The 23979-nt window shown below is 42.3% G+C and carries 16 protein-coding genes and 8 tRNA genes; 22 read left to right on the top strand and 2 right to left on the bottom strand.

Features of this window, described 5'->3' with window-relative positions:
* Window positions 1-43 precede the first annotated feature (43 nt).
* The 22 genes from CCS90_RS07805 (at window position 44) to CCS90_RS07700 (ending at window position 19633) form a co-directional block, all read left to right on the top strand.
* Window positions 44-2029, top strand: a complete 1986-nt coding sequence (locus tag CCS90_RS07805; RefSeq protein ID WP_099018984.1) for an SDR family oxidoreductase — start codon at window positions 44-46, stop codon at window positions 2027-2029.
* A 240-nt stretch (window positions 2030-2269) separates the two neighbouring features.
* Complete coding sequence (locus tag CCS90_RS07800; protein WP_099018983.1) at window positions 2270-2872, top strand: MotA/TolQ/ExbB proton channel family protein; 603 nt, start codon at window positions 2270-2272, stop codon at window positions 2870-2872.
* A 4-nt stretch (window positions 2873-2876) separates the two neighbouring features.
* Window positions 2877-3299 (top strand): ExbD/TolR family protein, encoded by a 423-nt coding sequence (locus CCS90_RS07795; protein ID WP_099018982.1) that lies wholly within the window; start codon window positions 2877-2879, stop codon window positions 3297-3299.
* Entirely contained in the window at window positions 3296-5047 is a 1752-nt protein-coding gene (msbA, locus tag CCS90_RS07790) for a lipid A export permease/ATP-binding protein MsbA (protein ID WP_133566444.1), read from the top strand. The genes CCS90_RS07795 and msbA overlap by 4 nt, the downstream gene beginning before the upstream one ends.
* Entirely contained in the window at window positions 4986-6023 is a 1038-nt protein-coding gene (gene lpxK / locus CCS90_RS07785; protein ID WP_099018980.1) for a tetraacyldisaccharide 4'-kinase, read from the top strand. Before msbA ends, lpxK begins: the two co-directional genes overlap by 62 nt.
* Entirely contained in the window at window positions 6020-6781 is a 762-nt protein-coding gene (gene kdsB, locus CCS90_RS07780) for a 3-deoxy-manno-octulosonate cytidylyltransferase (RefSeq protein WP_211336985.1), read from the top strand. The genes lpxK and kdsB overlap by 4 nt, the downstream gene beginning before the upstream one ends.
* Before the next feature lie 101 nt (window positions 6782-6882).
* Window positions 6883-9501 (top strand): alanine--tRNA ligase, encoded by a 2619-nt coding sequence (gene alaS, locus CCS90_RS07775; protein WP_099018979.1) that lies wholly within the window; start codon window positions 6883-6885, stop codon window positions 9499-9501.
* 132 nt (window positions 9502-9633) lie between these two features.
* The gene (gene csrA, locus CCS90_RS07770; protein WP_099018978.1) at window positions 9634-9885 is read left to right on the top strand and encodes a carbon storage regulator CsrA; all 252 of its coding nucleotides are present in this window, start codon (window positions 9634-9636) and stop codon (window positions 9883-9885) included.
* 524 nt (window positions 9886-10409) lie between these two features.
* Window positions 10410-10500: transfer RNA gene (locus CCS90_RS07765), tRNA-Ser, on the top strand.
* Window positions 10501-10588: 88 nt separating this feature from the next.
* Window positions 10589-10666, top strand: a tRNA-Arg gene (locus CCS90_RS07760).
* Window positions 10667-10803: 137 nt separating this feature from the next.
* Window positions 10804-10880: transfer RNA gene (locus CCS90_RS07755), tRNA-Pro, on the top strand.
* 22 nt (window positions 10881-10902) lie between these two features.
* Window positions 10903-10979, top strand: a tRNA-Arg gene (locus tag CCS90_RS07750).
* Window positions 10980-10992: 13 nt separating this feature from the next.
* Window positions 10993-11068, top strand: a tRNA-His gene (locus CCS90_RS07745).
* 31 nt (window positions 11069-11099) lie between these two features.
* Window positions 11100-11184, top strand: a tRNA-Leu gene (locus tag CCS90_RS07740).
* A gap of 27 nt (window positions 11185-11211) precedes the next feature.
* Complete coding sequence (gene tig, locus CCS90_RS07735; RefSeq protein ID WP_099018977.1) at window positions 11212-12516, top strand: trigger factor; 1305 nt, start codon at window positions 11212-11214, stop codon at window positions 12514-12516.
* A gap of 1 nt (window position 12517) precedes the next feature.
* Window positions 12518-13120 carry an ATP-dependent Clp endopeptidase proteolytic subunit ClpP gene (clpP, locus tag CCS90_RS07730; RefSeq protein WP_099018976.1) on the top strand — a complete coding sequence of 201 codons (603 nt, stop codon included), beginning with the start codon at window positions 12518-12520 and terminating at the stop codon, window positions 13118-13120.
* 162 nt (window positions 13121-13282) lie between these two features.
* Window positions 13283-14545, top strand: coding sequence for an ATP-dependent Clp protease ATP-binding subunit ClpX (gene clpX, locus CCS90_RS07725; protein ID WP_099018975.1), 1263 nt, complete (start codon window positions 13283-13285; stop codon window positions 14543-14545).
* 11 nt (window positions 14546-14556) lie between these two features.
* Complete coding sequence (gene lon, locus CCS90_RS07720) at window positions 14557-16959, top strand: endopeptidase La (RefSeq protein WP_099018974.1); 2403 nt, start codon at window positions 14557-14559, stop codon at window positions 16957-16959.
* A gap of 255 nt (window positions 16960-17214) precedes the next feature.
* The gene (locus tag CCS90_RS07715) at window positions 17215-17487 is read left to right on the top strand and encodes an HU family DNA-binding protein (RefSeq protein WP_099018973.1); all 273 of its coding nucleotides are present in this window, start codon (window positions 17215-17217) and stop codon (window positions 17485-17487) included.
* Between the two features lie 13 nt (window positions 17488-17500).
* Window positions 17501-17576: transfer RNA gene (locus tag CCS90_RS07710), tRNA-Val, on the top strand.
* A 5-nt stretch (window positions 17577-17581) separates the two neighbouring features.
* Window positions 17582-17658 (top strand) — tRNA-Asp (locus tag CCS90_RS07705).
* 73 nt (window positions 17659-17731) lie between these two features.
* Complete coding sequence (locus CCS90_RS07700; protein WP_099018972.1) at window positions 17732-19633, top strand: SurA N-terminal domain-containing protein; 1902 nt, start codon at window positions 17732-17734, stop codon at window positions 19631-19633.
* Window positions 19634-19711: 78 nt separating this feature from the next.
* Here CCS90_RS07700 and CCS90_RS07695 read toward each other — a convergent pair whose 3' ends face one another.
* Window positions 19712-20977 carry an amidohydrolase family protein gene (locus tag CCS90_RS07695; RefSeq protein WP_099018971.1) on the bottom strand — a complete coding sequence of 422 codons (1266 nt, stop codon included), beginning with the start codon at window positions 20975-20977 and terminating at the stop codon, window positions 19712-19714.
* Window positions 20974-23979, bottom strand: a complete 3006-nt coding sequence (locus CCS90_RS07690; RefSeq protein ID WP_162846751.1) for an amidohydrolase family protein — start codon at window positions 23977-23979, stop codon at window positions 20974-20976. The genes CCS90_RS07695 and CCS90_RS07690 overlap by 4 nt, the downstream gene beginning before the upstream one ends.

The following is a 23979-nucleotide window of genomic DNA, read 5'->3' as shown; positions in this document are numbered from 1 at the left end:
CGATTTTAAATCATGGGTCAATCAAATTAACGGGAGAAAATTAATGTCATATTTTATTACGGGTGCCACTGGCTTTGTTGGGAGACACTTGTTAGAAAAATTGTTTGCAAGATCGGGGCACATATATTTGTTGGTTAGGTCCGGTTCAAAAACCAAACTAAAAAATATGCTTGAAGAAATGGATGCGCCGATGAAGCGCATTGACTTGATTACTGGAGATTTAACCAAAAACAGCTTGGGTGTCAGTAAAAAGAACAAAGACCTGATGATGGGTAAAATCAAACACTTTTACCATTTGGCAGCTATTTACGACATGACGGCTGGTCTGGAAGAACAAATGGCCGCCAATGTCGATGGTACTTCACATGCAGTGCATTTGGCAGAAGCAATCAAAGCCAAGTGCTTCCATCATGTCTCATCGATTGCTGCAGCTGGCCTGTATCCCGGTGTGTTCCGTGAAGACATGTTCGAAGAAGCGGAAGGCATTGATCAACCGTATTTTAAAACCAAACATGAATCTGAAGCAGTGGTCAGGCACACCTGCCAAATCCCATTCAGAATTTATCGTCCTGCAATGATACTGGGGCATTCAAAAACAGGTCAAATAGACAAAATTGATGGCCCTTATTATTTCTTTAAACTGATCCAAAAGTTGCGCAATACTTTCCCCAAATGGATGCCAATGATGGGTATCGAAGGCGGTCGATTGAATATGGTACCAGTGGATTATGTGGTGGATGTGTTGGATCACATTTCGCACAAGCCAGGCTTGGATGGTGGTTGTTTTCATATCACAGACTCAAACCCAAGGCGAATTGGTACTGTTTTGAATATATTTGCTGATGCAGCCAATGCACCACAAATGAATATGCGAGTCGATGCACGCATTTTTAACTTCATTCCAGGTGCCGTTAAACAAGGCTTGATGATGCTGTCTCCAGTTAAACGCATCAGGTCACAAATATTCAACGATTTAGGGATTCCTCCCGGGGTTTTAAAGTTCATCAATTACCCAACTCGCTTTGATGACCGAGAAACGCAAAAAGCATTGAAAGGTTCGGGTATTAAACTGCCGAAACTGAAAAAATACGCATGGCGGTTATGGGATTACTGGGAACGTAACTTGGATCCTGATTTGTTTATAGATCGTTCACTGTCCGGCCGGGTTAAAGACAAACGCGTGATGGTAACAGGTGCTACTTCAGGCATTGGTTTGGCTGTGGCTGAAATGCTGGCCGAAGCGGGTGCCCATTTGATTATTGTGGCCCGTGGCCAAGAAAAATTAGATGAAACAGCCAAAGATTTGAAAAAGAAAGGGGTCAAAGTCAGTTCTTATACTGCCGATTTGTCTGATGAAAAGTCAGCCAAAAAATTGGTTAAAGATGTGCTGAAAGATTTGGGCGGTGTAGATATCTTGGTTAACAATGCAGGACGTTCAATCCGTCGTTCGATTGCTTTGTCCTATGATCGTTTTCATGATTTTGAGCGCACCATGGACTTGAACTACTTTGGTTCACTGCGGTTAATTATGGGTTTCTTACCAGGTATGGCCGAACGCAAATCTGGACATGTGATTAACATTTCATCCATTGGTGTGCTAACCAATGCCCCAAGGTTTTCAGCTTATGTGGCTTCTAAAGCTGCATTGGACGCCTTTGCACGCTGTGCGGCAGCTGAATACAATGACTTGAATGTGGCATTCACCACCATCAACATGCCTTTGGTCAGAACACCGATGATTGCTCCGACCAAAATGTATAACAATGTGCCCACCATTTCTCCAGAGGAATCGGCCTTGTTTATCAAAGACGCCATCATCAGAAGACCTCAAAGGGTAGCCACCAGACTGGGTATATTTGCGCAAGTGATGCATGCTGTGGCGCCAAAATCAATGGAAGTCATGATGAACACTGCATTCAATATGTTCCCAGATTCATCGGCAGCCAAGGGCGAATCTGGCAACTCTCCTCGTGAGGTTTCGCCAGAACAAATGGCTTTTGCCAGTTTAATGCGTGGTGTGCATTGGTAATTGATTAGACTTAAATGACGTTTCAGCCAATGATGCTGGCTGAAACGTTGTGTGCTTTTTTTACAGAAAATTTATGATTCAGCCGTTACAATACGGCAAACTTTACAGCGGAACGAACTGATTGATTGGCTCAGGTGAATCAACAGTCGGTGCGCTATTTACAAATAAGTCTTGTGTATCTGATTTTCATTAAATCAATGAATAATAGGCAGAAAGACACCATATTTTGGAGCAGCTTGCATGTTTGAAATAGTCAGCAGTGGTGGTATTGTGATGATATTCCTGTTGATCCTTATGGCTTTGGCCATGATGATTGTCGGAGAGCGATTTTGGAGCCTTCGAAACAAGGAAATCATACCAGAACAATTGCCTGGTCAGGTTATCGAATGGTCAAAAAAGAAAAACTTAGATCAAAAACACATTGAACAATTGGCAGAAACATCGCCATTGGGGTATTTGATGGCTGCTGCTTTGCGTAAGCGCATGGATCCCAGAGAAGAGATCATTGAGTCGGTTGAAGACGCCGGCAGGCACATATCTTATCAGTTGGAAAAACCGTTGAATTGGTTGAATGTGATTGGCGAGGTGTCTCCCTTGTTGGGATTACTCGGAACAGTTATAGGTATGATGAAGGTTTTCGCTAATATCATGGAATTTGGAGTAGGCAATGCCAATCAACTGGCAGGTGGCATATCACAAGCCCTGACGACCACGGCAGCTGGTTTGATTGTGGCCATTCCTGCTGTACTGTTTTATCGGTATTTCAAAAATCGAATTGCGGACCAAACCATTGTTATGGAACAACAGGTGATGCAACTAATCGACGCCATCAGTAAAAAGTAAGCGGATGAGAATTTCAAACCAAGACAATGAAAACCGGAAGTTGAACCTCACACCATTGATTGATGTGGTGTTTTTGCTGTTGATCTTCTTTATGGTCAGTACCACCTTTGAAAAACAAGCCAAGCTTAAAATTGAACTGCCAGAGGCCAGCGCCAATCCGGTGACATCAGCAGCTCAAGATTTGGTTATTTCTATTAGTCAAAAAGGGGTGTTTTTTGTCAACAACAATGAATTAATCAATGCACAAAATCACACCTTAAAAAATGCATTACAAAAAATTGTTGAAGATGCCAGGGACATGCCAGTCATCATCAAAGCCGATGCCAATGCAGCTCACAAACACGTCATTATGGCGATGGATGTATTGGGCAATATGGGGTTTGAAAAAGTATCCATGGCCACCACTCAAATCAGTGACAAGCAGTGAGTAAAGTAAACAGCAACCTGACTTACTTCGGTTTAATGAAGTACGTAAAACCTTATCGATTGGTGTTTGCCATTGCCATCATTGGTGCTGCTATTGATGCAGCCATGAAAGGACTGTTTGCAGGTCTGTTGTCGCCCATTTTAAGAGAGGGTTTTTCTAACGACAACAGCCTGTGGGTTAAATACATCCCGTTGATCATCATTGGTATCTTTTTACTGCGCAGCATCGGTAACTTTTTGGCTGCTTATGGTTTCACTTGGGTGGGCAGAAAAATCATCAATGATTTGCGTCAACAAGTGTTTCATCAGTACCTCAGGATGCCACAAAAATTTTATGATGAACATTCAGCAGGTGGCTTGATTTCGCGCATGACATTTGACATTGAGCAAATGGCCAATGGTGTGTCTAAAAACTTCGTCATTATCATCAGAGAAGCCTTGAGCATAGTTTTCTTTCTGGGGGTTATGTTCTATTTTTCATGGCAGTTGGCCATGGTTGCTTTTATTGTATTTCCATTGGTGGCATTCATCATTCGAATGATCAACAAAAGATTCAGAAGAATTGGTCATGGCATACAGGACTCAATTGCTGATATTACACAGACAGTAGAGGAAGTGGTCAAGGGTCATAAAATTGTAAAAATATTCAAAGGACAGGATGCTGAAAGCAAACAATTTGCGGCCAACATCAAAAACAATCGACAACTGCAAGTCAAAATTGTGGCCAGTCAAGAAGTGCTGTCATCTGTGGTTCTGATGTTGGTGGCAGTCGCTTTGTCGATCATTATGTATATGGCGGCTCGTTCCGGTATAGATGCGTTTGATTTCATGGCGTTTTTAAGCGCCATGTTGGCTTTGATGCCAACGGTAAAAAACCTAACCTCGGTGATGTCAACCATCCAAACCACCATGGCGGCGGCAGACAGTGTGATGCACGTGCTGGCACAGAAACCAGAAGCTGACTTGGGAACAGTTACTCTAAAAGCAGAGCAAGTGCAGGTTGAATTTGTAGATGTTGATTTTTCATACAGTGACGAATCACACGCTTTGAAGCAGATTAACTTGACTGTTGAAGCGGGACAAAGTGTTGCATTTGTGGGTGCATCGGGTGGTGGTAAATCCACCTTGGTTAATTTGGTGCCGCGGTTTTATGACGTTTCTGCTGGTCAAATTTTGATCAATGGCGAAAACATTCAAAAATTCACCCTGGAAAGTCTGCGAGACCATGTCTCTATGGTCAGTCAGGAAGTGGTTTTATTCAATGACACGGTGAGAAACAACATTGCTTACGGTGCCCAAGCTGAGTGTAGCGATGAAGCCATAATACAAGCCGCCGAACAAGCCAACGCAATGGAGTTTATCAATCAGCTGGATCATGGCTTAGACACTGAGTTGGGTGATAATGGCACCAGGCTGTCGGGCGGGCAAAGACAACGCATAGCCATCGCACGAGCCATTTTGAAAGATGCCCCCTTGTTAATATTGGATGAGGCCACTTCAGCTTTGGATACCGAGTCTGAGAAACACATTCAGGATGCACTGGAGCACTTGATGCAGAACCGAACGACCTTGGTGATTGCGCACAGACTCTCAACCATTGAAAATGTGGATAAAGTGGTGGTGCTAAATCAAGGTCAAGTGGTACAAGTGGGTACCCACCAAGAATTGATGGCTGTACCTGGTATTTATGCCCAGTTACAGCAAAGCCAAATGTTGTCGATGGATGGAAGTCATCATGGCGATGAATGAAAATAAAATCAGACAGCGATGGTATGGTGGTGGCAAAGTAGGGATGTTTGCAAAAATGGCTGCAGCTTTGTTCTCATTTGTGGTGTCTGTCAGGTCTAAATTATTCCAATGGGGGGTGTTCAAAACCCATCAACTTAAAGTGCCGGTAATAATAGTTGGTAACATCACTGCTGGCGGCGGGGGCAAAACCCCCATGGTCATCTGGTTGACCAACCATTTAAAGTCACTGGGTTATAAGCCAGGAATCGTTTCAAGAGGTTATGGGGGCACGCGAAAAGTTGAGCCCATGTACATTACGCCCAATGCCAATCCGTTGGCTTCGGGTGACGAACCCTTGTTGATGGCCAAACGGACCCAGCTCCCCGTCATGGTGGGTAAGGACAGGGTTAAAGCGGCCAAAGCCTTGATTAAAAATTACTCGGTCAATGTGGTGGTGTCAGATGATGGCATGCAACATTTGGCGTTGGGCAGGGATGCAGAAATTGTGATGCTGGATGCCAAGTGGCGCACAGGCAATCATTTGATGATGCCTGCCGGTCCATTGCGCGAACCCTTGGAACGATTGAATTCAGTGGATTTGGTGGTGTTTAAAGGCAAGTTTGAAGGTCAGCACCATTATGAGCTGGCCATCGATTGCATCCACCAATTGAACCATGCACAAAACACCAAAGATTCAGCTGAATTTCGCAATCAAAAAGTGGTGGCAATGGCTGGAATTGCCAATCCCAATGGATTCTTTTCATTGTTATCAAATGTGGGTATGGCCATCATTAAGCACCCATTACCTGATCATCACAATTTCACTGCAACCGATTTTAAAGGGCATGAAGAAACCATGGTATTGATTACTGAAAAAGATGCGGTTAAATGTGAGTCATTGAATTTGCCCAATGTTTGGGTGGTCAAAGTAAAAGCGGTGATTCCAGCAACCACAGTTAATGCATTGAATCAAATCATAGACAAGGTGATGAAATGAAACCATTGGAATTTGTGGTGTGTATTCCTGCTCGTTTTGCATCAACCCGTTTACCTGGTAAACCATTGATTGAACTCAAAGGCAAAGCATTGATTTTATGGGCCATAGAAGCGGCCAATCAATTGGGCGCCAAGCAAGTGGTGGTAGCCACTGATGATGAACGAATTCATGCTTTGGTTGCCTCGCAAGGTCATGAGGTCGTGATGACTGGTAATGACCATCAGTCGGGCACTGACCGCATTGCAGAATGTGCCGAAATCATGGGTTGGTCAGACTCAACATGGGTGTTGAATTATCAAGGTGATGAACCAGGAATTCCGAAAGCCAATGTCAATCAAGTGATTTCATTGGTACAAAACCATCCTGATGCCAGCATAGGGACTTTGTATCAAGTGATTAACAACCTTGATGATTTGTTCAATCCCAATGTGGTCAAGCTGGTGACTGATGACCAGCAGAAAGCGTTGTATTTCAGCAGGGCACCCATTCCCTGGTCTCAAAAATGTTTTGTTGAACCTAAAAGCATGCCAGTGGGTGTCGAATACAAACATCACATCGGCTTGTATATGTATAAAGTAGACTTTTTAAAACGGTTCACACAAACAAGTGCCAGCACACTGGAAACCACTGAATCTCTTGAGCAGTTGCGTGCATTGCAAACAGGAGAAATCATAGTGGCTGCTGCAGCCGTTGAGCCGATGCCACATGGCATTGACACCTTGGAAGACGTCAAACGATTTGAAAAAACACATTCTTGATTCCATTTGTTGGTCCAATCTTAAGTGGTTAGGTGAATAAAGGTTGTATATTGAGTTGTGGTTCAATAAAATTTCCTGCTTATTTGATCAGCCAATAACTTATGTTAACGACCCAACAAATCAGAGCGAAATTTATAGCGTTTTTTGCAGCGCATAATCACCAAGCTGTCAGAAGCAGTTCACTGATTCCCGGCAATGACCCCACTTTACTGTTCGTCAATGCAGGAATGGTCCAATTCAAGGATGTATTTCTGGGTGCTGAAAAAAGAAAATACAGCCGAGCAGCTTCTTCACAACGTTGTGTGCGGGCTGGCGGTAAACACAATGACTTGGACCAAGTTGGCTACACCGCCAGACACCACACATTTTTTGAAATGTTGGGAAATTTCAGTTTTGGAGATTACTTCAAACGTGAAGCCATTCAATATGCATGGGATTTTTTGACCAAAGAATTGGGCTTGCCAGCGGAAAAGCTGTGGGTAACAGTATTTGAAGAAGATGATGAAGCCGAAAAGATATGGCGCGATGAAATAGGCTTTCCTGCCGACAAAATTTCCCGAATTGGTGCCAAGGATAACTTTTGGCAAATGGGTGACACCGGACCCTGTGGCCCATGTACCGAAATTTTTTATGATCATGGCGAAGATATACCAGGTGGCCCTCCTGGGACACCTGAAGAAGACGGAGATCGTTTCATAGAAATCTGGAACTTGGTGTTTATGCAGTTTGACAAGCAGGCAGACGGTAGTTTGTTGCCATTGCCTAAACCTTGTGTAGACACCGGCATGGGTCTGGAACGAATTGCTTCAATCATGCAAGGCAAGCACAACAATTATGACATTGATTTATTTCAACATTTGATTAAAAAGGCCAGTGAGTTAACCGGTGCCAAAGACCTCGGCGACCCTTCTTTGAAAGTGGTGGCTGATCATATACGGACCTGTTCATTTTTAATTGCAGATGGTGTGTTGCCATCCAATGAAGGCCGCGGATATGTGTTGCGACGAATCATCCGAAGGGCAGCTCGGCATGGCAATAAGCTTGGCGCCAAGGATTTGTTTTTCCATCAGATGGTTCAGTCATTGGTCGAACAGATGGGAGCCGATTACCCTGAGCTGGTTGAAAATCAGCACAACATTGAAGCCGCCTTGAAGGCAGAGGAACAAAAATTTGCTGAAACCTTGGAAATTGGTTTGCAAGAATACCAAAAAGCCACCAAGTCCTTGGCTGATAACGCTACCATACCAGGTGAGTTGGCCTTCAAACTGTACGACACCTTTGGTTTTCCTTTGGATTTAACTCAAGATGTGGCACGTGAAGACAATAGGGTCGTTGATGTGGATGCATTTGACCGGTGTATGGAAGCTCAGAAAGACCGATCAAGATCACACAAACAATTTTCTCAAAGCAATCAAATTTCAACCGACGTCATTAAAAATCTGGCGCCGACAGTATTTACCGGTTATGACAGCACCACTGCCGAAGTGAATGTGCAAATGATTTTGGTAGATGGTAAGCCAGTAGAGGAAATACACGCAGGCGAAACTGCTTTTGTTGTTCTTGACAGCACGCCATTTTATGCCGAATCAGGTGGTCAAGTGGGTGATGTTGGTGTTTTGGAATCCGGGGGTTTAATGGCTGAAGTTGTTGATACCCAAAAAGCAGCGGGTCAATTTCATTTACACCAAGTCAATGTAACAAAAGGTTCGTTAAAAACTCAACAAGCTGTTGTGGCAAAAATAGATGACAATTATCGTCAACAAGTCATTTTGAATCATTCAGCAACGCATTTATTACATAAAGTGTTGCGAGATGTGCTCGGTACGCATGTGCAACAAAAAGGTTCGTTGGTTAACGCTGATAAATTACGTTTTGATTTTTCACACAATCAACCCATCAGTCAAAATGACCTTTATGAAGTGGAAACTCGAGTCAATCAAGCCATCAGGGAAAACTTGGCTGCAGTCGACAAAGAGATGTCCTATGATGAAGCCATAGATTATGGCGCCATGGCTTTGTTTGGTGAGAAGTATGGCGATGACGTCAGGGTCATGGATTTTGGTGGATTTTCTGTGGAATTGTGCGGCGGTACGCATGTTCACGCCACTGGTGACATTGGCCTGTTCAAAATTATTCAAGAAACCTCAGTGGCATCTGGAATCAGGCGTATAGAAGCCATTACCGGTGATAAGGCCGTTCATTGGGTGCAACAACAAGAAAAACAGTTGAAATCAATGGCGGCTTTAACCAATGCGCCGGTTGATCTTGTCACAGAGGCAGTGACTAAATTGATGGATCAGAATAAAAATTTAGAAAAGCAATTGGACGAATTGAATAAAGCACAAGCCAGTGCAAACATCAATGACATTTATAATCAGGTGATTGAAATTAATGGGGTTAATTTTTTATATCACGTTTTCAATGATTCAAATGCAGATGTGTTAAGGGACTTTATTGATGCTTTTAAGAGCAAGTATGAGCGGGGAGTGATTGTTTTAGGCAATCGGGTCAGCGATGGCAAGGCACAAGTTATGGTTGGTGTGACTAAAAGCACCACGGCTCAGGTTAAGGCAGGAGATTTGATTAAATCAATTTTATCTCAAGTAAATGGCCGCGGAGGTGGTCGCCCAGATTTTGCACAGGGTGGTGGTGAAGCAGACGAGAACCAATTAAACAAGGCGATTGAAACTTCAATGAAGCAATTGCGCGACAATATTTGAAATTAAGGCTTCTCATTTAGATTGAAATATAGTCTAATTTGTTTGCGAAAAAGCAAAGATAAGTATAACAAAAACTTTTTTGGAACAGTTCTTTACCCCGTAGAACTGAATATAAAATAAGGAGAATAAGACATGTTAATTTTGACAAGAAGAGTTGGTGAAACACTTATGATTGGTGATGATGTCACAGTGACCGTATTGGGCATCAAAGGCAATCAAGTTCGTATAGGAATCAATGCTCCTAAAGAAATTGCAGTTCATCGTGAAGAAATTTACGAAAGAATTAAAAATGAACAAGTCGAAGTTGTGGAATCAGTAGATACGGAAGGTTCAGAAGAGTCAGTAGAGCCGGTTGAAAATGAGGACAATCTTGGAAATCAATAAATGGATTGAAATTGCTGTTGCAATCTGAGAATAATAAATTAAAATAAGCGCCCCTTGAACAGGAAGTTCATTGAATGGTTTGTTGACCAAATCATTAAAATCCCAATCATGGCAACTTGAAATAAGTTCGCTAGTTAGAAGGCGTTGAATGGTGATGCCTTGATGCTGATACTAAGTATAAAAAGGATCAGATGATAAATTTGGAGAGTTGGCCGAGCGGCTGACTAAAATGACTGGATCATTTTAGCCCCGCGCAGCGGACCCTTAGGGTGTAGGGCAGGAAGCCCGGAATAAGGCGGCTCCCATTTGGGAGTGCCAACTTGATGCTGATACCAAGTATAAAAAGGATCAGATGATAAATTCGGAGAGTTGGCCGAGCGGCTGACTAAAATGACTGGATCATTTTAGCCCCGCGCAGCGGACCCTTAGGGTGTAGGGCAGGAAGCCCGGAATAAGGCGGCTCCCATTGGGGAGTGCCAACTTGATGCTGATACCAAGTATAAAAAGGATCAGATGATAAATTCGGAGAGTTGGCCGAGCGGCTGAAGGCGCTCCCCTGCTAAGGGAGTATACGTTAATCGCGTATCGAGGGTTCGAATCCCTCACTCTCCGCCATTATTTTCGATGTTTGATTACATTGAAAAAATGATGCGAATTGTTGTTGACTTAATGGATAAAAAGCAAGATAATTCGCACCCCTTGAGCGCCCGTAGCTCAGTTGGATCAGAGTACCTGGCTACGAACCAGGTGGTCGGAGGTTCGAATCCTTCCGGGCGCGCCATTTGTTACAGATTGTGGTTATTCTCTTAGATAACCAGAATCGTTCATTGAAATATGAACAATAAACCTCATTTTATGATTGAACTTGGTGGATATAGGTATTAAAATTCGCCAGCTTGATGAAATGAGTGAATATGTCGGGGTATAGCGCAGCCTGGTAGCGCAACTGCTTTGGGAGCAGTGGGTCGGGAGTTCGAATCTCTCTACCCCGACCATTTTTATAGAATACTGTCTTTAGCGCCCGTAGCTCAACTGGATAGAGCATCGCCCTTCTAAGGCGAGGGTTGCACGTTCGAGTCGTGCCGGGCGCGCCAAGCAGGTATTGTGGTGGCCGTAGTTCAGTTGGTAGAGCGCCAGATTGTGATTCTGGTTGTCGTGGGTTCGAGCCCCATCGGCCACCCCATTCATACCTTTCATCAAAATAACATACACATGCGAGAGTGGCGGAATTGGTAGACGCGCTGGTTTTAGGTACCAGTATCTTTTGATGTGAGAGTTCGAGTCTCTCCTTTCGCACCATATTTATGATTTACACGTGGAGTAAAGATGCAAATCTCAATCGATCAATCTGAAGGTTTGGAACGTTTAGTAAACATTGCTTTAGAAGCCAATGACATACAAACAAAAGTTGATGCTAAATTAATGGAGCTTGGAAAAGAAGTCAGGTTAAAAGGATTTAGACAAGGTAAAGTGCCTAAGAACATTCTGGTTCAAAGATTTGGCCAACATGCCAGACAGGAAGTTTTAGGCCAATTGATGCAAGACTCAATTGAACAAGCCATCACTGAAAATAAACTAGAAATCATTGCTGCACCTGAAGTCATCAAAGCGGATGATACCGATAATGGTGGTTTTGAATTCCAAGCCAAAGTTGAATTAATGCCACAAATTCCAGAAATCGATTTTTCATCGATTAAAGTTGAAAAAACAGTGGCAGAGATCAAAGACAAAGACATCGATGGCATGATCAGCAACTTGCAAAAACAAAAGCAAGATTGGAAAGAGAGCAAAGGAAAAATTGCCAAGAAAGATTTGGTTACCATCGAATACAGCGCCAAAGGAAAGGGTGTGACTTATCCCGCTGAAGGCACGGAAAAAATGGGCGTGTTGTTGGGTGAAAGCAAAGTACCTGCTGAATTGGTTGATGCATTGATTGGTTTAAAAGCCAACGAAAAAGCCGAAGTTGAATTGGATTTCGCTGAAGATTTCAATGTGGCTGAATTGGCTGGAAAGAAAGCCAAAATGTCATTCGAAGTCACTGACGTCAGAAAAGCAAAGTTGCCCAAAGTTGATGAAGAATTTGTCAAATCATTTGGTGTGGAAAGTGGTGATGTTGAAGAATTCAAGGCAGACATCAAGAAAAACTTGGAACGCGAATTGTCGCAGTCAGTTAACAATGCATTCAAATTAAATGCTTTGGAAGGTTTAAGAAAAGCTTGTAAAGACACCTTGTTGCCACAATCAATGATTCAAAAAGAAAGCCAGCATATGGCGCTGCAAGAACAACAACGTGCCAAGCAAATGGGTGTTGCTGATGCTGAATTACCTGATGCTGCAAAATTTGAAAATGATGCAAAAGACCGCATCTTAAATACTTTGATTATTCAAGACATTGCACGCAAACAAGACATCAAAACTGATTTTGCAAAAGTCAGAGAGCAAATCAACGACATCGCACAAACTTTCGAACAGCCAGAAGAAGTGATTCAAATGTATTATAAGAATCAAGATTTGATGGCCAGTGTTGAGCAAAATGTGATTGAAGCACAAGTCATGGAATGGGTTGAATCTAAACTGGATGTCAAAGAAAAGAAAAAATCTTTCGATGATGTCATGAAACCAGCTGCATAAAATGGTTAATTTAGAAGAAGCAATGAATTTGGTTCCAATGGTCATCGAAAGAACGGCCAGAGGAGAGCGGTCATTCGATATATATTCTCGTCTGTTGAAGGAAAGAATTATATTTATGGTCGGTCAAGTTGAAGATCACATGGCTAATCTGGTGGTTGCTCAGTTGTTGTTTTTAGAAGCTGATAACCCAGATAAAGACATCAGTCTTTATATCAACAGTCCAGGTGGTGTGATCACTTCAGGTATGTCTATCTATGACACCATGCAATTCATTAAACCTGATGTCAGCACCATGTGTATCGGCCAAGCTGCCAGTATGGGCGCTTTCTTATTGAATGCAGGTGCCGCTGGAAAACGGTTTGCCTTGCCTAATTCAAGGGTGATGATTCATCAGCCATTGGGTGGTTTTCAGGGTCAGGCTTCTGACATTGACATTCATGCCAAAGAAATGCTTAAAGTTAAGCAAAAAATGAATGAATTGATGGCAAAACATTCAGGTCAATCTATTGAGAAGGTCAGTAAAGACACTGACCGTGACCATTTTTTGAGTGCCGAAGAAGCCAAAGACTACGGTATCATTGACCAAGTGATCGAATCCAGATAAATACCCGCCACAATATGTCATCTGAGCTGTTATTGACCTTGAATAACAGCTCAGTAGCCACATATTACTCCTAATTATTACAGTTATTAATACCATCCCAGTAGGCATTGGCTATCATTTTCTGTATCATATCTCTATTAACAAGGTATTAAAGTCATATCTATGAGTGAAAACAAAGGTTTAGAAGAAGTAAAACATTGCAGTTTTTGTGGTAAAAGCCAACAAGAGGTTACCAAATTAATTGCCGGTCCAAGTGTGTTCATTTGTGACGAGTGTGTTGATTTATGTAATGAAATTATTCGCGATGAAATGGAAGAAACCCTTTCTGAGAGTTTAGAGGATTTACCGACACCAAAACGCATTCATGAATTATTGAATGAGTATGTTATTGGACAAGAAACAGCTAAAAAAGTATTGGCTGTGGCGGTCTATAACCATTACAAAAGAATCCGTTCAAATCACTCTGAAGGCAACGACGAAGTGGAACTTTCCAAATCCAATATATTGTTGGTGGGACCCACCGGTTCAGGAAAAACGCTGTTGGCAGAAACATTGGCCAGGATTTTGAATGTGCCATTCACTATTGCTGATGCAACCACCCTGACTGAAGCAGGCTATGTGGGTGAAGATGTGGAAAACATCATTCAAAAATTGTTACAAAATTGTGACTATGATGTAGATAAGGCTGAATCGGGTATTATTTATATTGATGAAATTGATAAAGTTTCAAGGAAGTCAGAAAATCCTTCAATAACCCGAGACGTCTCTGGTGAAGGTGTGCAACAAGCCTTATTAAAATTAATAGAGGGTACAGTGGCCTCGATTCCACCACAAGGTGGCAGAAAACACCCACAACAAGAATTCCTACAAGTTAACACCAAAAACATTTTATTTGTCTGTGGTGGTGCTTTTTCTGGCTTAGAGAAAATCATCCAAGAAAGGTCTGTTAAAACGGGTATTGGTTTCTCAGCTGAGGTTTCATCGCAATTAGAAAACGATGCCGAATTGGCATTGTTCAAAGGATTGGAATCTGATGATTTGGTCAAATATGGGTTGATTCCAGAATTTGTTGGCAGGTTACCGGTTTCAGCCACTTTAGAAAGGCTGGACGAAGCGGCGTTGGTGAGGATTCTTAAAGAACCTAAAAATGCCATTTCTAAACAATTCATGCGTTTATTCGAAATGGAAAATGTTGAATTAGAGATCAGAGAAGATGCATACGAGGCCATTGCGAAATTGGCTCAAGCTCGTAAAACAGGTGCGCGTGGTTTAAGGACCATCATGGAATCCGCCTTGTTGGATATTATGTATGACCTCCCTGATCAAGAAAATATTGAGAAAGTGGTTATAGACAGAGCGGTCATTGAAGATGGTAACAAACCATATTTGGTCTATGGCAAAATCGCAAATCAAGTTACTGAGTAAAAATATAATATATGACAAACCCACAAGATAAATCGTCCGTATTACCATTAAGAGACGTGGTTATTTTCCCTGGCATGGTTGTACCATTGTTTGTAGGTCGGGAAAAATCTGTATTGGCATTGGAAAGTGCCATGAAATCCAATCAACCAGTTGTGTTGGTGGCGCAAAAACAACCAGAAATTGACGAACCCAAAATAGATGACATTTATGAAATTGGGACTTTGTCTTCAATTTTGCAAATGGTTAAGTTACAAGACGGTACCCACAAAGTGCTGATCGAAGGCAAATCGAGGGTTCGGATTCAAAACTTAGAAGACTCAGAATATTTCAAAGCCCATTATGTTGAATTAAAAACCACGGGTTCAACCGGTGATGCGGAAGAAAAAGCCATGAAAAGGGCTTTGAAAGATCGCTTCAAAGACTATGTCAGAAAGCACAAAAAAATTCCAAAAGAAATCATCAGCAACATCACCAGTATTGAAGATGTTGGCAAATTAACTGACACCATTTCTGCACATTTGGTCATCAAACACCAAGACAAACAAAACTTGTTAGAGGTGATGGATGAAAATCATCGGTTAGAAAGTATTTTGGCAATGATTGAAGCCGAATTAGAGTTGATTGTGATGGAGAAAAAAATCCGTGGCAGGGTCAAAGGACAAATTGAGAAAAATCAACGCGAATATTACTTGAACGAACAGATCAAAGCGATCAAGAAAGAATTAACGGACATTGATGATTCACATTCAGAATATGCTGATTTAGAAAAAAAGATCGCAGAAACCAAATTATCCAAATCGGCTCAAGAAAAAGTAGATGCTGAATTCAAAAAACTGCAAATGATGCCACCCATGTCAGCTGAAGCCACCGTAGTCAGGAACTATTTAGATACCATTTTGGCCTTACCGTGGCAGCAGCGAAGTGAATTAAAGCTTGATTTGGCTTATGCCAAGAAAGTTTTGGATGAAGACCATTATGGTCTAGATGAAATCAAAGAAAGAATTTTAGAGTATCTGGCCGTTCAACAAAGAACGCCGAAGATGAAAGGTGCCATCATGTGCCTGGTTGGCCCTCCTGGAGTGGGTAAAACTTCATTGGGTAAATCCATAGCCAAAGCCACCAATCGTCAATTCAGTCGTTTTTCCCTGGGTGGGGTTTCTGATGAATCAGAAATTCGTGGTCACAGAAGAACGTATATTGGTTCCATGCCTGGTCGAGTGATTCAAAACATCACCAAAGTCAAAGCCTGTAATCCTGTGATGATTCTGGATGAGTTGGATAAAATGTCCAGGGATTTCAGAGGTGACCCGGCTGCTGCGTTGTTAGAGGTTTTAGATCCCGAACAAAACAGTGCATTTACTGATCATTACTTGGAAGTGGATTTTGATTTGTCAGAAGTGATGTTTATTGCCACTGCCAACTCATTAAATATTCCAGCGCCATTAAGGGATCGAATGGAAATCATTCGAATTCCTGGGTACACAGAAGAAGAAAAAATTGAAATAGCGGTCAGGTATCTTATACCTAAACAGCTGAAAGCGCATGGCCTTAAAAAATCAGAGGTCAAACTATCAAGAGCGGCCATCAAAGACGTTGTTCGTTACTACACCAGAGAATCTGGCGTCAGAAACTTGGAACGCGAAGTCGCTAAAATTGCCAGGAAAGCAGTCAAACAAATATTAACGGACAAAGACACTACAGCCATCAATGTTTCTATCAAGAACCTACAAGATTTTCTTGGTGTGAAAAAAGTGAGTTTTGGAGTGGCTGAAAAAGCCGATGAAGTGGGTACCGTAACTGGACTCGCATGGACTGAGGTTGGTGGTGATTTATTACAAATTGAAGCCGCCGCTTATCCTGGTACTGGGAAACTGTCGTTGACAGGACACTTAGGAACAGTGATGAAAGAGTCCATCCAAGCGGCTTTGTCTGTGGTTAAATCCAGGGCATCGTTATTTGGAGTGGCACCTGAAATGTTCACTAAATATGACATACATGTGCATGTGCCTGAAGGGGCTACACCGAAAGATGGACCCAGTGCCGGTATTGGCATGTGTACAGCATTGGTATCGGCCTTAAGTCAAAACCCAGTCAAAGCCAACGTGGCCATGACAGGTGAGATCACTTTAAGGGGCAGGGTACTTGCCATAGGTGGTTTAAAAGAGAAACTTTTGGCCGCATTAAGGGGTGGCGTTAAAACCGTCATCATTCCCAAAGAGAATGAAAAGAACATCAGTGAGATGCCAGCTCAGATCACTGAAAAGTTGAATATTGTGCCGGTTAAGTGGATTGATGAGGTTTTAACCTTGGCTTTGTCACAAAAAATCAAATACAAACCACCGGTCGAAGCAGAATCAGGTGAAGTTGCAATCATTAAAAAAGAAAGTGCAGTCCAAAACGAAAAAAGTCATTAACAATGAACCATTAAAGGTTCATTGTTAATGTAAACTTTTATCGGAAAATCAGTGCAAAAATACCCACAATCTTAAAATTAAGACTTGCTTATCAAAGCAAGCTATGCTTACGTTTGCGTGTAATTGGCTGGGTTTTATTTGGATAAAAAAAATATTAAAAATTTATTAGCAAATGTTAACGAAACTGTTATAAAATGCGCCTTTCTTGACAAATGATGTCAATAATTAAAAATAACGAGACGAAGGAGTAATACAATGAAAAAGCAAGATTTTATCAAAGCTGTTGCTGACAGTGCTAACGTATCACAATCTACTGCAAGTGACTGTTTTGACGCTGTAGTTGGAACTATTACAGATTCTTTAAAAAGTGGTGAAAAACTGACTTTTGTTGGTTTCGGAACATTCGCTGTAAAAGAGCGTGCTGCTAGACAAGGTCGTAACCCAAGAACTGGCGAAACCATCGAAATTAAAGCTGCAAAAATCCCATCATTTAAAGCTGGCAAAGCATTAAAAGATGCTGTAAACTAACGCTCCCTGAATCGGGTGCTTAGCTCAGCTGGGAGAGCATCGCCCTTACAAGGCGAGGGTCGGGGGTTCGATCCCCTCAGCACCCACCAGATTCGGAGCGGTAGTTCAGTTGGTTAGAATACCGGCCTGTCACGCCGGGGGTCGCGGGTTCGAGTCCCGTCCGCTCCGCCATACTAAAGAAGGGTGTCATTCAGACACCCTTTTTTTTTAAGAAAAATTTAACAACAATTTGAGTGTTTAGACTATGTTAACTTGGATAAGAAAAAAATCATCAGGACTGTTCATGACCATCGTTATGGGCATCTTGATTTTGGCTTTTGCTTTATGGGGTGTTGGAGATTACTTCGCTCAATCAAGCAATGATAAATTGGCTACCGTCAATGGCGAAGTCATCAGTTACACTGACTTCACTTCGCAGTTTAATAACTACAAACAAAATATGATCAGTCAGTTTGGAGATGGCATCGATCCGAGCTATTTTGATACGCCTGTGATGCGAAGAAACTTCTTGGAATCAATGATTAACAATGAATTGGTTAAACAAGTGGCGAAAGACAATGGTTATACCGTAACCGCTGCTAAAATTCGTTCAATGATTGAAGAAGCACCCGCATTCAAAGATGAAAATGGACAATTTGACAAATCTTTGTACGCTGCATTTTTAACTCAAACCAATCAATCTGCACAGTTGTTGCAAATGAAATTGGAAGATGAAGAGTCAGGCCGCGCACTTAACGGCATGTTGGATGTCACTTCATTTGTGACGCCGTTTGAAACCGAAAAAATGGCTTCATTAAACAAACAAACCAGAGACATCAATTACATCACCATTACTCAAGAACAATTCCTTGAAAATATTGAGTTGACTGATGAGGAAATTGAAACTTATTACAATGACAATTCAGCGCAATACATGTCAGAAGAACAAGTCTCTGTTAACTACATTGAGTTGAATGCAACAGATGTGGCTCAAAGCATTGATATCAATGATGCCACGGCATTGGAGTATTTCGAAAGCAACAAAGAAAGGTTCCGTAAACCTGAACAACGTTTGGCATCACATATATTGGTTAATAACAACGATGAAGCTGAGTCTATACTTAAAGAGATTCAAGAAAAACTGGCCGCTGGTGAATCATTTGCTGAGTTGGCAGAAGCCTATTCACAAGATCCGGGTTCTGCCTCCTCAGGTGGTGACTTAGGTTGGGTATCACCAGAGGACATGGTCAAAGAATTTGAAGACACCTTGTTCAGCATGACCGCTGGTACTGTTTCTGAGCCAGTAGAAACCCAATTTGGCTTTCACATCATTCAGTTGAATGAAATCAAGCCATCAGCCATTCCAGTATTTGAAGCCGTCAAGAATGACATCGTTCAAGAATTGCAAGCGGTTGATTCTGAGACTGTTTTCTTAGAAAGAGCCAGTGAACTGGCTGAACAGGTATTGGATGCACAAGCTGGTCTTGAGGGTGCTGCTGAAGCCACGGGGCTTCAAGTTCAAACCACTGAGCTGTTTGCGAGAAGCGGTGGCTTAGGCCTGGCCTCAGAGCAGACATTCATCAACGCAGCCTTTTCACCCAATGTTAAAGAAGACTTGATGAACTCAGAAGTCGTTAACATCACAGATACCCATGTGGTATTCATGCACTTGAATGAAGTCAAAGCCGCTGAATTAAAGCCTTTGGATGAAGTTAAGGATTTAATTGTGACTACTTTGAAAAATCAAAAAGCAGCCGAACAAGCCAGATCTTTGGCTGAGCAAATTGCCGAACAATATAAAGCCGAAGGATCTGACCTGTCTGAATTAGCAGCTGAACATGATTTGGCTTTAGAAACAGCTTATGCGGTTCCCAGAACAGGTTCTACATTGCCATTTAACTTGGTCAAAGGCTTGTATGAAATGGGTCGTCCAGAAGCGGGCAGTACGCCAATTGAAGTATTAGACAGCAATGGCTCTGATGTGGCCGTGGTTGAATTGTTGGCGGTTAATGATGTCGATCTAACAACTTTGGAAGACATCAAGTCTGAATCGGTTCAATTGGCCAGAAACATCAAAACCAACGAACAGCAGTTATTGATTCAAGCCTTGCGCGAAAATGCGACTGTGACGGTTAATGAAGACATGTTAAATCAATCCATTTTATAAACGATTGATCACTCAAAATCGGGGCAAAAAAAAGGAGCGAATCATTCGCTCCTTTTTTTATACGAAATAATCAGTTCATTACTGACTGTACTTTTCTTTATACCTTTGATACAAGGCCTGTTGCCTGGTATTCAATTCAATTTCTCTGCCATCAATATAAGCTGATTTAATGACATTGGTTCGCATGTCCAACGCATCGCCTTCGCTGATAAAGAAGGTGGCACTTTTACCCGGTTCTAATGAACCATAGGTTTGATCAATACCTAAGATCTTGGCAGGATTCAATGTAATCATGCTGAGCGCTTGTTCTGGTGTATTACCGTATGAAACGGTATTACCTGCAGTAAAGGCCAGATTTCTCGATGACATTGATCCAGGATAACTGATGGCAGTGAGGATGCCTGCGTTGACCAATTTGACGGGTAAGGCATAAGTGGTATCGACTGAGTCATCACTCAATTGAGGCAAAGTATGCACTGATTGAAGTACAACGCTGACCCCAGAGCCTTTGATGAATTCAATGACTTTTTCAGCCGCTTGGCCGGTAACCAATACCAAGTCTTTGACTCCAATTGATTGAAAGTAATTAATACTTTCAATGATGGATTTGGGGTTGTTGCTATGGATATAGACTTTTTTCTCGCCTTTAAAGACTGGCTTAACGGCATTGAGTTTTAAATTATTACTGCCGCTTGAGGCCATCGCATCATTGAACAAAGCCTTGATTTGGTCCACCTTTTCTGCATACTTTTCATCTTGTTTCAGTTGCATGGTAAATGTGCTGAAATCGAATCGCTTGGCCCATTCTGCAGGCCAATTGATATGTAGGGCATCATCAACCTTAACGGCAGCGTCTTCCCAATTCCAAGCATCTAACTGGACCACCGATGAGTTTCCACTAACCAAGCCACCAGCTGGCGTAGTCTGTGCCAAAAGGATGCCATTAAAACGCATGGTTGGAATGCGTTCAGAGTCGGTGTTATAAGCGACTAAGCTCCTTACATTGGCATTGATTTGTCCCGTTTCAGCGGTGTCCAATGTGGCTTTGACTGAATCGACTTCAGTCAGTCCTAAGTTGGTGTTGGTTAAAATAAACCCAGGGTATATGTGAGCACCCTTGAGGTCAATTTCGTCACCAGTGTAGGGGATTTTGTAATAGCCGGCACGGGTGATTTTTCCGTCAGCAACGGCAAACTGTGCGTTTTGTAAAACCTCACCATTACCGACATGGATGTTGGCATTGATAAATACCTTATCTACAGGTGCACTGTCGTTGGGTGCTGGGGTTAATGCAGACGCACTCAAAGAACACAACATCAGTGTTGTGGTTATCATCTTAATCATTGTAAGGCTCCTGAGAATATTAATTGGTCAATTTCGTGGTATCCGGTCATGCTTTCACATTCAAAACTTTTGGCAGGCATGGATTTGAACGGTGCTTTTTTACCGCCTGATTTTTTACTGAGTGCAATCAAGCGTTGTTTTTCCTCAGCAATTTGACTTTCTATTTGTGCTTGTTTGGCGCGATCAAAATAAACAACACCATCAACCATGGTTTTTTCTGCTTTGGCATAAATTGAAAGTGGGTTGTCTGACCACAACACCAAATCAGCATCTTTGCCTACTTTGATGCTGCCCATTTGATCATCCAAGTGAAGCAGTTTTGCAGGATTCAATGTGACCAGTTTCCAGGCATCTTGTTCAGATAAACCACCGTATTTAATTGATTTTGCTGCTTCTTGATTCAATCTTCTGGACATTTCACCTGAGTCTGAGTTGATGGCAGTGACAACACCGGCATTGTTCATCAAAGAAGCGTTGTAGGGAATGGCATAATTGACCTCCCACTTATAAGCCCACCAATCTGCAAAGGTTGACCCTCCAACCCCATGTTGCTTCATTTTATCAGCCACCTTATAACCCTCTAAAATGTGGGTAAAGGTGTTGATGTTGAAATTAAAGTCTTCAGCCACATGCATCAACATATTTATTTCTGATTGCACATAAGAATGACAAGACACAAATCGTTGTTGATTGAGGACCTCTAAAGTGGCATCCATAACCAAGTCTTTGCGTGGTGCTGTGGTTTTCTTTTTGGCACTTGAACTTAATTTATTGTAATCCGACCATGCTTTTTCATAGGCTTTGGCTTGGGTGAATGTGTCTCGATAAACCTGTTCTACACCCATGCGTGTTAATGGGTATCGTATCGATTGTGTACTTCTGGAGCGTTTGACATTTTCTCCCAAGGCAAACTTGATGAAACCATCAGCGCCATCGATCAGCAAGTCCTCAGGCCTGTCTACACCCCATTTGAGTTTAACCAAGGCAGATTGACCGCCGATAGGATTGGCAGAGCCATGTAACAACTGGGCAGCCGTCACGCCACCTGCCAAGTTGCGATAAATGTTGACATCATGTGGGTTGACCACATCTTGCATCCTGACCATTGAAGAGTTTACCGCCACGTCATTGACTGACAACAAAGCAATGTGTGCATGTTCATCAATGATGCCACTGGTCAGGTGTAAACCTGTGCCATCTATGGTCTTGTCATTGTTACCCACTGAAAGGTCTTTGCCCACTTTTTTGATGCGACCGTTTTGTACCCAAACGTCGGTGTTTTCTAAAATACCATCGTCTTCATTGGTCCAGACCGTTGCGTTTTTAATCATAACCGTGTCATTGCGGTCAATGTTTTGTAGACCATAAGCTGAAAATGGTTTTGGGATGGTAGGTAGTGCGACTTCATCGGTTTCCGATTCTTTCTTTTCTTCATTGGGCTTGTCGGATAAATCAGCGACTTTATTCATTTGCCAATCATTGTCATCCAGTGGCATCAATTGTCGGTCCTTGATGACAGCAAAATAAGTGTCTTTTTGCTCACCATGTTCAACGGTAATGTTGACAAAGTTGCCAGCGGGTGAGATTTTGTATTTATTTTCATCGGCCTCATCCGTGGCTGACAGTTTCATTTTTGAGCCCTCGTAATTCAATTCGAATTGATAGGTTTTTTCACCCTTGCTCAGTTCGTATTGACCCGGCAGTAAATCGGGAATGCCATTGATGGTGTAAGCTGTGCCAGCCACCCAGGTTTCAGCGATTTGAGTTTTCTCACTTAACAAGGAACCGTCTGTGACAATAAAACTGGCAAATTGGCCTTTGCCAATAGAACCGATCTCAGTTTGGCCTAAAATGGCTGCAGGGACGGTGGTTAATGCGGCCAGGGCAGATGATTCGGTCAAACCGTTTTTGTGGGCTTTGCGCAAATCTTTCAAAAAACTGCCCAACCCTTTCGGTGAGCTGCTGGGTATCAGGGCAAACTTAACATCATGCTGTTCCAACAAGGCGGCATTGAATGGAGCCACTTCCCAGCTTTTTAAATCATTGAAGTCAACATTCCAATCATCCAGTTCATCATGAATGGCTGGTGCATCTGGGGTCGTTAAAGGAACAATTAAGGTTTGTTTGGTTTGACTGATTGCGGTTAAGTTTTGGTAGGAATTGGCATTGGTTTTTACCACAAAACGGGTGTCAAACTCATTGCCAATTTTATCGGCCAATAAACTTTGTTGCCAATTTTCACTGGTGATGATTTTTGGCAGTTGGGTGGTTTTATTTATCGCAGCCAAATCAAAATCTATCATTTCGTTTTGTTGTTGATACCACTTGGCATCCAACCAAGTTTGTCTGATCAAAGCCACAGCACCCATCAATGAAACAGGGTAGTCCTGCTTTGAAGACCCTTTGTCGAATGAATAATGTTGAGCGGCCTGAGCGGTGATGATGCTCTTTTCCTCTGGCCAGTCTGCCAAATGAGTGAGCACCGATGTACCGCGCATGATACCGTCTTTTCGGTAACTGAGTGCAGAGGTAAAACCTGCAGCCCTTAATTTGGCATTGGTTTTTTCATCTGTGGTGTAGACTTTGGCGGCATCGTAAGCGGCTTTGATGGCTTCATTGCTGTTGTAGGCACCAGGTATGGTGCTGTTCAAAGTTTCTGCTTTGGTCCAACTGAAGGGTGGTTTTTTGTCCGGTTCAGGTAAACCGACTGAAGAATCCATATGAACAAAGCCAGGATAGATGTGCATGCCAGTGTAATCCTTGATATGGGCATTGTTTGGCGTTTTGTCTGACTGACTGATTCCAATGATGCGATCATTTTGTAACAACAAAGTGGCATCTTCTATGGTTTTATTGGCATTTAAGTGAACCGTTGCATGGGTGAGCGCAATGATTGTATTGCGTTGGTCTATGTTGCCATTAATCACAGCCGTTGGAACGTCTGAAGCATGGCTTATTTGGCTACAGGCGAACACAGCCCAAGCGGTCAATTTTAATTTCAT

It is taken from the genome of Marinicella litoralis (assembly GCF_002591915.1).
Classification (GTDB): Bacteria; Pseudomonadota; Gammaproteobacteria; order Xanthomonadales; family Marinicellaceae; genus Marinicella; species Marinicella litoralis.
Note: the sequence above shows the minus strand (reverse complement) of the source record. Positions and strands in the feature narration are given on the sequence as shown.